Origin of the sequence: Roseobacter sp. AzwK-3b (assembly GCF_000170875.1) — a bacterium.
GTDB lineage: Bacteria > Pseudomonadota > Alphaproteobacteria > Rhodobacterales > Rhodobacteraceae > Roseovarius > Roseovarius litoreus.
This window is the reverse complement of sequence record NZ_ABCR01000001.1, coordinates 199,293-209,224: the sequence shown is the minus strand read 5'-3', so window position 1 is coordinate 209,224 and position 9,932 is coordinate 199,293. Positions and strand designations below refer to the sequence as shown.

9 protein-coding genes and 1 tRNA gene are annotated in these 9,932 nt (G+C 58.8%); 4 read left to right on the top strand and 6 right to left on the bottom strand.

From position 1 onward, the window contains the following. Positions 1–34: 34 nt before the first annotated feature. From RAZWK3B_RS00880 to RAZWK3B_RS00870, 3 genes are all read left to right on the top strand, one after another. On the top strand, positions 35–427 hold the full coding sequence (locus tag RAZWK3B_RS00880; protein WP_007811337.1) for a response regulator: 393 nt from the start codon (positions 35–37) through the stop codon (positions 425–427). Between the two features lie 82 nt (positions 428–509). Then, complete coding sequence (locus RAZWK3B_RS00875; protein ID WP_157132132.1) at positions 510–1,676, top strand: TIGR03032 family protein; 1,167 nt, start codon at positions 510–512, stop codon at positions 1,674–1,676. Between the two features lie 58 nt (positions 1,677–1,734). Then, complete coding sequence (locus RAZWK3B_RS00870; RefSeq protein WP_007811335.1) at positions 1,735–2,349, top strand: peptidoglycan-binding domain-containing protein; 615 nt, start codon at positions 1,735–1,737, stop codon at positions 2,347–2,349. A gap of 842 nt (positions 2,350–3,191) precedes the next feature. Here the strand turns inward: RAZWK3B_RS00870 and RAZWK3B_RS00865 are convergent. From RAZWK3B_RS00865 to RAZWK3B_RS00855, 3 genes are all read right to left on the bottom strand, one after another. Then, positions 3,192–3,268: transfer RNA gene (locus RAZWK3B_RS00865), tRNA-Arg, on the bottom strand. Positions 3,269–3,330: 62 nt separating this feature from the next. Next, positions 3,331–5,931: an ATP-binding protein gene (locus RAZWK3B_RS00860; RefSeq protein ID WP_007811334.1), complete on the bottom strand. Its 2,601-nt coding sequence runs from the start codon at positions 5,929–5,931 to the stop codon at positions 3,331–3,333. 10 nt (positions 5,932–5,941) lie between these two features. Then, positions 5,942–6,430, bottom strand: coding sequence for a putative pterin-binding protein (locus RAZWK3B_RS00855; protein WP_037294760.1), 489 nt, complete (start codon positions 6,428–6,430; stop codon positions 5,942–5,944). Positions 6,431–6,709: 279 nt separating this feature from the next. On the opposite strand from RAZWK3B_RS00855, the gene RAZWK3B_RS00850 reads away from it, so the two are divergent. Beyond that, positions 6,710–7,363: a response regulator gene (locus tag RAZWK3B_RS00850; RefSeq protein WP_007811331.1), complete on the top strand. Its 654-nt coding sequence runs from the start codon at positions 6,710–6,712 to the stop codon at positions 7,361–7,363. Positions 7,364–7,483: 120 nt separating this feature from the next. On the opposite strand, the gene RAZWK3B_RS00845 is transcribed toward RAZWK3B_RS00850, so the two are convergent. From RAZWK3B_RS00845 to RAZWK3B_RS20380, 3 genes are all read right to left on the bottom strand, one after another. Further along, positions 7,484–7,876 (bottom strand): response regulator, encoded by a 393-nt coding sequence (locus tag RAZWK3B_RS00845; RefSeq protein ID WP_007811329.1) that lies wholly within the window; start codon positions 7,874–7,876, stop codon positions 7,484–7,486. A 37-nt stretch (positions 7,877–7,913) separates the two neighbouring features. After that, complete coding sequence (locus RAZWK3B_RS21530; protein ID WP_007811327.1) at positions 7,914–8,228, bottom strand: ATP-binding protein; 315 nt, start codon at positions 8,226–8,228, stop codon at positions 7,914–7,916. A 330-nt stretch (positions 8,229–8,558) separates the two neighbouring features. After that, positions 8,559–9,761, bottom strand: coding sequence for a hypothetical protein (locus RAZWK3B_RS20380; RefSeq protein WP_232279462.1), 1,203 nt, complete (start codon positions 9,759–9,761; stop codon positions 8,559–8,561). Between the last annotated feature and the right edge of the window lie 171 nt (positions 9,762–9,932).

The window sequence follows — 9,932 nt, the reverse complement described above, 5'->3', positions numbered from 1 at the left end:
TCTTCGCCGTCTTGCGTTGTTAGGAGCCGCATTTATGACAGATCATGGGAGCATTTTGGTCGTTGATGACGATGAGACCAATAGAATGGTCGTCCGTGTGCTTCTGGAGCGTCGCGGATATCAAGTTCTTGAAGCTTCAAGCGGCAGCGAGGCGCTCGAGCTGTTCGCTGCACACTCTTTCAAATTGATCCTCATGGATCTCGCCATGCCCGGAATGGACGGGCTGGAAACAACCCAGTATATCAGACGTCACGACAAAGGCGCATACGTGTCAGTCGCCGCACTCACGGCCAACACGACCCTATCAGATCAAGAAAAGTGCCATGATGCAGGGATGAACGCTGTCTTATCAAAACCCTTTGATCCGCAGCAATTTGATCGTCTGATGTTCTTGCTGAACGGTGAAGAGGCCGGCAAGGACGATTAAGAAACAGACTGCGCCAACCGCCAGCCATGATGCACCGTAAGGCCTGACCGGCCCCACAGCCCGCCGCGAAGAAAGAATGACGATGAGCAAAAAGACGACACCGGCCAAGACGGCCAAAGGTAAAGCGAACGGCGCGGATAAAGCGCAGGCGCAAACTACAGCACCCACACAGCAGCCTGAAGCGGGACAAGCAGCTGTTTCGTACAGCATGTCGCCGGGGCTTGTGCCACGCATGGCCAAGGAACAGTTCTCGATTGCCTTTTCGTCCTATCAGTCGGGTCTGCTCTACATGCTGGGCGTCCAGCCGGGGGGCGGCGCGCACCTACACCAATCGGCCCAACCCAAGCCCATGGGGTTGAGCTTCAATACCAACGGTCAGCTGACCATGACCGGCGCATACCATGTGCTGCGCTTCGAGAACGTGCTGGCCCCGCATGAGCGGGCCAACAACATGTTCGACGCCTGCTTTGTCCCGCGCCGCACGCATTTTACCGGCGCGCTGGACGCCCATGACATCGGCCTTGATGCCGAAGGTGAGCCGGTCTTCGTAAACACGCGTTTTAACTGCTTGTCCCGCCCGCATCCCCGCCACAGCTTTGAGCCTGTGTGGCAGCCGCCCTTTATCTCGGCGCTGGTCAACGAGGACCGTTGCCACCTGAACGGGCTTGCCATGGACGGAAGCGATCCGGCCTACGCCACGGCGATCAGCCGGTCGGATACGATTGACGGCTGGCGCGACCGGCGTGCCGATGGTGGTGTGGTGATCGATATCCGCAAGAATGAGATCGTTTGTGAAGGGCTGTCGATGCCCCACTCCCCACGCCTGCACAATGGCGAGCTGTGGCTGCTGAACTCCGGCACGGGCGAGCTGGGGGTGGTCACGGGGCTGGACACGGGCAAGGGGACATTCGAGCCTCGCGCCTTCTGCCCGGGCTTCCTGCGGGGCCTGTCTTTCTTTGGCAACCTCGCCTTCGTGGGCCTGTCCAAGCCGCGCTACAAGCGGTTCGAAGGGCTTGAGCTGGACGAGCGGCTCAGGAAGGCCGACAGCGAGCCGTGGTGCGGGGTACAGATCATTGACCTCACAAACGGGAGCTGCGTGGACTGGTTCCGCATAGATGGGGCTGTGGCTGAGCTGTACGACGTGGAAGTGCTGCCCGGTGCCACCTGCCCAATGTCGCTCAGCCTGACCTCCCCGGAACTGGCCGACCTCATTACCTACGAGGGTATGAACCCCACGCCGGAGGCGTAAACGCCACCGATCAGCTCGACCAGTACCCAGAGATCACACCAACCCGACGAGAGAGCCAATGCCCCACAGACTGCCCGCCCTTGCCCTGACCGCCATACTGGCCTCCACCGGTACGCCGTCACTGACACAGGATGCGGGCGGCTTTGTGGTGCGCGGTATGGGGTCGCTTGGATGTGAACAGCTGGTCAGCGCGCTGCAAAGCGAGCAAAGCGATGATGCGGCTGCACGACTGGTGGCTTGGCTGTCGGGCTATGTCAGCCACGCGAACCGCGCAGACGCTGAGATTAACGACGTGCTGCCCTACGCCAATCTGAACGGGCTTGGGACGGTTGTGGCGCGGCTTTGCGCTGGTAACAGAGACGCACAGGTGGAGGCTGTCACGGCCTCTGCACTGGCCACGCTGGCCCCTCTGGCTGTCAGCGCACCGGAAGAGGCGGTCGAGCTGCGTAGAGCTGAGGCTGCTGTACGGATGCGCCCTTCGGTTTTGCAGGGCGTCCAAGAACGCTTGATCACGCGTGAGCTATTGCCAGAGGAAAGCGCCGACGGCGTTTACGGCGAGCAAACCGCCAAGGCTTTGGCCAGATTCCAAGAGGACACTGGCCTTGAACCAACAGGGCTGCCAGATGCGTGGACGGTGTTTGTGCTGCAGGTGAGCCAGCCAAGTGTCCAGTGAGGCGATTCGATAACGCTAACGCGTTGCCATTTCATGTTGACGAATGGCATTCGGTTTTGACCTCGCCCCGTAGCCCACCCACCAACATCCAAGCTCCCCGTCCCTCGATCCCCGCACCGCGGCCCACGCACATCGGTCCACGGACCGTGGACCTTGGATCGTAAGCACCCCAGACCCAAATGAAATTACTACCGATTTTTTCTGTGCTCCCATCAACCAAGGCCCATGCTCAGAGCGCAGGGGGCCGATTTAGGGGGAATGGGGGTCGCCCATTGGTCCGTGGCTCAAGGGAGAAAGGCTCAAGTAACCCCACAACCTGCGACTCATGCGACGGACACGACGGAAGAACCCAATTCCAAGGCCCAAGATCCGAGGGGCTCGCTGCATGCGCCTCGGGCCACGGATCGCAGTTCTTGGGCATTGGTGAATGACGTCAGGCGCTTGGACCACGGACCGTGGATCAGGGTATTTGTTACGCGGACCTTGGAACTTGGGCCGCAGGAGAAGCTCAGCATCCGCCACTCAAGACCCAAACAAAACTAGCCGTCGTAAAATCTGCCGTTCCATCAACCAAGGGCGTTCTCAGAGCGCAGTGGGCAGTTTTGGGGGGTATGGGGGGGGCTCTCGGTCCGTGGGCAAGGTGTCAAAAGGCTCGAGTAACCCCCGACAGGCTTTCGAGAGCAGCAAGCTGTACGGAGCCTAACCCGAGGGGACTAAACTGCGAGAGAAATACATAGATTCGCCCAATGCTTACTGAGCTTGGAAAAATAATTTTTGGCACCCATATGGCACCCATGTGGGGAGTCGCACAGACAAAATATCACCTAAGTCATTGATTTAATTGGCGATCCCGGAAGGACTCGAACCCTCAACCTGCTGATTAGAAGTCAGCTGCTCTATCCAGTTGAGCTACGGGACCGCGCGTTGTCCGTTTACCGTCGGTCTGCGCCAAGATCAAAGCCAAATGTGCCTGCCACCCTGTCAGGCGACATTCCCCAGCCCAAGCGCGTCTTGGCAGTCGCTCAGCGCTTTGCCGATTTTCTCACGCTGCCTGTTCAAAGCCTCCAAGTCGCCCCGGTCAGCAGCGCGTTCGGCCTCCAGAAGGTGACTCGACAATTCGTTCAGACCGACCACCGCGGTTGAACCTGCTGCCTTGTGCAGCGCATCGACCAACGCTTCGGTCACCTGGTGCAACGGGTCTGATTGGATGATCTCGGGTGGGATATCAGCCAGCGCCGCGGTCATGAGCTCTCGTGCTTTGGCTTCGCCAAACATCGGCTCCAGCGCATCCAGAACGCCGGCATAATGCGACGCCGACATGACCGGTTGATGATGGTCAGACGGTTGCTTGGTGGCCGTGGCGACCGCCAGAAGATTGGCGATATCGGCGCGCTTTGTGGGTTTGGTCAAAACCGCGTCCATTCCCGCCTCGTGCAGGTCCAGGGTGCGCTCCGGATCGGACACGGCCGTCACAGCCGCGATGAAGGCGCGGCGCGACAGGCCGGCTTTCCTGATCCTGCGGGTGGCTTCATCGCCCCGCATCACCGGCATGCTCACATCCATAAGGATCACATCGAACGCGGTCTGATTGGCAACGTCTATGGCTTCCTGTCCATTGCGGGCCATCGCGGGCCGGTGTCCCAGACGACGAACGATTTCGCACATCAACCCGAGGTTCACCTCGGAATCGTCCACCACGAGTACATCCAGGGCTGTTTGCGTGCTGGTGACATCATCGCTGAACAGCGGCTCGGCGGGACGGGTTTGGTCCGTGTGCTGTTCCTTTGGGGCAGGGCGCAGCGGGATCTTGAACGAAAACCGGCTGCCCTTGCCCGGCGCACTCTCCAGTCCAAGGGTGCCGCCAAGATGCTGTACGGCGATCCGCACGATCGGCAGGCCAAGTCCCGTGCCCTGTGGCCCGAACAATTCGCCCGGACGCCCTGTTTCGAATTCCCGGAAGATGCGTTCGTGATCCTCAGGCGCGATACCCGGCCCGTTGTCGATCACCTCGACGGTCAGTTTGCCATCGCCGCTGTGCCCATCGTCAAAGGTCAGGTGCAGATCGACCCGTCCCTCTCGGGTGAATTTCAGCGCATTGCCGACAAGGTTATAGAGCGCCCGGGAAAATGCGCCCGGTGACCCGATATAGCACTCTTCAACGCCAACGCCGGTGATCTGCAAATCAAGCAGGTTTCCGTTTTCCTTCGCCAGCGGTGACAACTCGCTGGCAATCTCGCGTGCAATCACGGCTGGTCTGAACGTTTCGCCATCATCGCGGCGCTCGCCGAGGCGGGTGATGTCCAGCACGTTGTTGATCTGCTCCAGCGCCCGGTCGCTGCAATCCTGTGCAGTGCGAAGCAATTGCCGATCTTCTTCAGTCAGACGATCCGCGTCGATCAAGTCCAACGAAGCGGTGACACCATGAAGTGGCGTGCGCATCTCGTGGCTCATCGTGGCGAGGAACATCGTCTTGGCATCGGCGTGCCGCTCTGCTTCGTCGCGTGCCTCACGCAGCTTGTTTTCGGCCGCCACAATATCCGAGATATCGCGGATAAATCCGATCAGGATGGGATTACCGTCAAGATCGGTGTCCGTGGCGATCGACAGTTCGGCCTGAAAATCCGAGCCGTCCGGACGCCGCGCATCCAGCCGCACAGGTCCTGCGCCGACAATCTTCTTCTTCCCCGTGGTCCTGAAGCGGTGCATCCCGGCTTCGTGCTTGGCACGCATATGATCGGGCACCATCAGGTCACCGATGTTCTCGCCAAGCATCGCTTCGGCGGGCACCCGGAAAATGTCGCTTGCCGCTGCGTTGGCCAGCAGAATGCGCCCATCGAGATCGGTCACGATCACCGCGTTCAGTGTTGCCTGTATCACCTTCGAAATCGTGCCCGATGCCCGGTGCATCCACGCGGTGTGCCTCTCAAGCTCACGCCACAACCGCGCCGCCAGCAGCGAGGCGCTGATCATCACGACCAACAGGAAAATGCTTTGCAACCAAAACCGCTGCAAATGCGCCTTCTCAAGCGTGCGTGCCGCTTTTGTCTGTCCCACCTGGTATTGCAGAGAGAAGACCGTGACATCCCTTATCAGCTCCGCGCTCTGTTGCAGCTCTGTGGTGAAGGCCAGAACCTTGTCCCGATCTGGTGTCGTGATCGCGTCGATCGTTGTGGTCAGGCTGGCCCGCGCCTCGCGCAGTTGATCCAGGGCCTTCGCCAGCTCGGCGGGCAGATCATAGCGCGTCATCGCTGCCAGCACCGTGTCCACGCGACTGTAGAAGATATCGAATTTGAACCTGACGTCGTCAAAGTCGTCAGCGCTGGTGATCTCATTCAGGGAAGGGTCACGCGTGGCGATCACATAGCCTTTTGCCGCCAGCAGAATGGCTTTGTAGTCCACGTCCAATTGCGAGATCAGCCAGCCCATGTTGTCGGAATCGGCGGCCCTTACGGCGTCGATCCGGCCGCGCAGCGACTGCGCGCTAACCACCAGCGCGATGCATGTCAGGACCAGAAACACCAGAAGCACGATCGCGACTGCGCGTTTGGGGCTGCGATAAGGAGTGGCAAGACCCTTTTGCATCAGTGCTGCTTCACTCCTCCATTACTTCGATTTGGGTCAACTGCCAGATGCTGTAGGAATATATCAGTTCGGACTGGAATCGCGGCTCCACATCGTAGGGAAACACCACCCAAAGCGGCCCCTTGTCCCGGATGCCGAAGGCTTTGCCGTCGATCCGGTTGGCGATAATCGGATAGTCATCCTCGATCACGTCCCTCGGCAGCGAAACCTTATAGTCATTCGCCGCCACCAGCAGAAGATCGCCGCGACCCGCACCCGCCGCTTCCAGTACGGATTTGAGCGAGGGACCACTGAACGTGCTGACCCCTTCGGTCCAGATCGTGCCGGTCACGAATTCCACCGACGGCAAAGCAGTCAGGTCCGCGTCTGAAAATGAAACAGGTGCAGTGCCGTCGATCGCGCCCGAAAGTCTCAGGAGCGTCTCTTGCGCTTGCGCCGCCGCACCCAAAGTCAGCAGGACGGCGAGGGCACTTCTAAAAAAAATATGTCTTACAGGCATAATGGAGTCCTTCCTAATCAATTGTTAATAATTTTCTCAAGTTGCGCCCCGATATAGCAGGCAGTCAAAAGATGTCACAATATTATCAAGTGATATCTATGCGTGTCTTTCGTTATAAGATAAGTTTGCTCTTGCGAAGGAACACCCGCAAACGGTTATTAGGCACGTACGATATCTACCGCGCGTTTTGCCGTTGGTCCGCCCATCGGGTGAGGTATCCAGTTTGTTCTGTAAAGGTATTTGGAGGTTTGAAAAAGCGTTATAGCCGAAGGAAATAGTGTGCATTATTCCCAAGCACTAGACCAAACGAATTCAGAGACGATCCGCATTCTGCTTGCAGACGATCATACCCTGATTGCGCAGGCAGTCGCCAGTGTTTTGATGGAAAATGGGCTGTTTACCGTCGATACTGTGGAAAACCTGCCCGATGCGATCTCCGCCATGACGGACGGCCCGCGTTATGACCTGGTGATGCTGGACCTTCGCATGCCCGGCGTCAAAGGGCTCGACAGCTTGAAGCGTGTCATCGACTTGGGCACGGTCGCGCGGATTACCCTGTTTACGGCAAATGCCGACCGCCATATCGTCAAGCGCGCAATAGAGTTGGGCGTGCATGGCGTCATCCAGAAGACGATGCCTCTCAACTCCCTTGAGAGTGTATTGCGCCTGATCCTGTCGGGTCAGACCTTCCTGCCGTCTTCGGTGATCGAAGCGCCCGTGAACGGCTCGGATGGCGATGAGCTCACGGAAATCGAGCTTCTGATCCTCAAATTCGCCGCCGAGGGCATGACCAACAAGAGCATCGCCAGTCAGGTTGGTCTGAACGAAACAACCGTAAAGATGCATATGCGGGCAATCTGCCGCAAGCTCAGGGCATCGAACCGGGTGCAGGCCGTCGTCATTGCTCGAAACAACGCCTTGATCGACTTCTGACAAGCGCGCTGCGGCGCCGTATGTCCGAAGGCCGGCCCAGACAGGGGCGATGCGCCTGCCGGTCAGTCCCTGTCGATGTCATTCCGCCGCTCTGTCATTCGATTTGGCGGGGGCGTTCCCTCAGGCGTCCGGCCCTTTGGCGCTATGGTCCAGAAGCCCCAAAAGCCTGTCCACCTGTTCAGAATCAAACGGTTTGCGCAACACGGCGTTCATGCCTGCTTCCAGACACATCTGCTGTTCCTTGTGGCTGGTATGCGCGGTCAGTGCCACCACAGGCAATTGGCTGCCTGCGGCATCGCTGCGGATGTGGCGCGTCGTCTCAAGACCGTCCATGCCCGGCATGCTCAGGTCCATCAGAACAACGTCGAAAGCTTCTTCCTTGACCAGATCCAGTGCCTCAGGCCCGCTTGCGGCCTCGACCACACGGTAGTTCCTGCGCTCCATGAGAACGCGAACAACCATACGGTTGATCTCGTCGTCATCGACAACAAGGATATTTCGCCGATCGCTCACGGGCGCCAGACGCCTTCCAGGCGTCTCACCCAGAGGATTATGCCAGCTCGATGGGTGTCCATATCTCAAACCGCGTTCCTTCGTGAACTTTGCTTGCGCAGGTGATGTGGCCTCCGAATTTAGTCGCAATGGCCTGCGCAACGGACAGTCCAATGCCCATTCCGCGATACGATCTCGTAAAGGATGATTCAACCTGTTCGAACGGCATGAAAATACGCTCCAGCTGCGTCTCATCGATCCCGATCCCGGTATCGCTGATCGTCACCTTAAGCCATTTGCGATCATCCTGCTGTAAAATTTCTGAATGCAGCGTGATGCTGCCTTCTTTTGTGAACTTGATCGCGTTCTCCATGACCTTCGAATCATCTGCGATATGCGCGCGGGGTCCGATACGATCTGCGTGCTGCCATCGCCAAGCCCGGCGCGTCGGAACTCCAGCCCTGCAGTTTGGGCAAGGTTTCCGTAAAGCGCCTCGATCTCACGGATCCGCGCTTCGATATCGAACGTCACCGGGTCAAGCCGGATCGACCCGGTTGTGCCCTCGGCGAAATCCACCATGTGATCGACAGCGCGTCACTCTTTTGCCGACGACACGCACATCAGAAATCGGTCGCGGTCCGCATCGTCCGTTGCTCGCGGCAGATCGTCAACATGCCCACACGCCGCTCAGCGTGTGCGCAGCTCATGGCCGGCGATCACCAGAAAGTCGCTCTGCGCTTGTTCTCTTCCTCTTCCAGCCTGAGCGCCTCGCGCAGCTTTTGTCCGAGCTGCGCACGTGACGGATCATCGTCTTGAGGGCCTCGTTGAGTTGCCACATCTCGGTAGATGAGCGTTCTTCGTCGGGCAGGGTGATGGTGTAATCCCCGTCGCTTATCTTGCTGCTGATCTCGGTGAAATGCCGAACCGGTCGCGCAAGGCGGCGTGACATGGCCCAGCCCGCAGCGCCCAGAAGGGCGGCCACCACCACCGCCAGAAGATAGGATTTCGACAGACTGCCGTTCACCGCGTCGGAAAGTTCATAGATCGGCTGTGGAACCATGACAGGCCAGCCCGTCTCGGGCACAAAGGTGATCCCCGCGATCATGTCCATTTGCATGGGCGGCGAAAAGAACATCTCGACCCCGGTCTCGCGGTTCAGCATCCGCCGCACCGCCGAGATGCCGGAAGCATCCACCATGTTTTCCTCGACCTTGGGCGACGGGTGCGCGATGGCGCGCCCGAACTGGTCGAAGATCGCCGAATGCCCGAACTCACCAAAGGCGATGGCACTCTGCACCGCCTTGATGTAGTCGGTCCTCATATAGCCGATCGCAAGCCTCTGATCGGGAAGCTCGTATCCCAGAACAAAATATTTGCCGTCCCCGATGCGTTGCAGACCTGAAATCTGAACGCCGCCGAGGGCCGCATTCGTGCCCGCGCGCAGATCATCCAATACCGCTTGCTCTGGTAGGGGCAAATTTTGGCCCAACCAATTGGGCGGGGGCTGGTCCGCTGAGAAGGTTGGCAACAAGGCCATGCTCTCCACGTTCAGCGATTCCAGCAATGACATATGGGCAACCCGCGTCTCTTGGCTATTGTTGTTGCTGACTTCGGTCGCCGCATGGGCAAACACACGCGCCACATCCGTGACATAGCGTGACAGCGACAACGACACGTTCTGTGCGATCACAAGATGCTTTTCCTGCGTTCGCTCGATCTCGGTGTTCATGAACGTGCGATAGTTCCATAGCTGGATCACCAACGCGAACACCAGGATCGCAGCCAGAACCATAAGGGCAATCTGTTGTTGCAGGGGCCAGACCCATCCCTTGATACGGGTCTGCTTTGCCGCGCTGCCAGACAGTCTTGGCAGCGTTCGCTCGGGTGTATTTGCGTGCGCGCTCACGACACCTCCTGAGGTTACCTGCGCCGACTATACACTCAAGGGTTTATCGAACCAGTCCCGTTGGTCTGATGCTGTATCAGACCAAAGTCCGATATGCCGGGTCGCATCGCCGCGCTGCGGTCGCTCGATGCTCGGGTGATGCGGGGTCGATGGTCCGGGTGCCGCCACGGA

Excerpts from the sequence above, each read along its gene's own strand:
- RAZWK3B_RS00875 (WP_157132132.1), top strand. The coding sequence starts at position 510 with ATGAGCAAAAAGACGACACCGGCCAAGACGGCCAAAGGTAAAGCGAAC.
- RAZWK3B_RS00860 (WP_007811334.1), bottom strand. The coding sequence starts at position 5,931 with ATGCAAAAGGGTCTTGCCACTCCTTATCGCAGCCCCAAACGCGCAGTC.
- RAZWK3B_RS00855 (WP_037294760.1), bottom strand. The coding sequence starts at position 6,430 with ATGCCTGTAAGACATATTTTTTTTAGAAGTGCCCTCGCCGTCCTGCTG.
- RAZWK3B_RS21530 (WP_007811327.1), bottom strand. The coding sequence starts at position 8,228 with ATGGAGAACGCGATCAAGTTCACAAAAGAAGGCAGCATCACGCTGCAT.
- RAZWK3B_RS00870 (WP_007811335.1), top strand. The coding sequence starts at position 1,735 with ATGCCCCACAGACTGCCCGCCCTTGCCCTGACCGCCATACTGGCCTCC.
- RAZWK3B_RS00880 (WP_007811337.1), top strand. The coding sequence starts at position 35 with ATGACAGATCATGGGAGCATTTTGGTCGTTGATGACGATGAGACCAAT.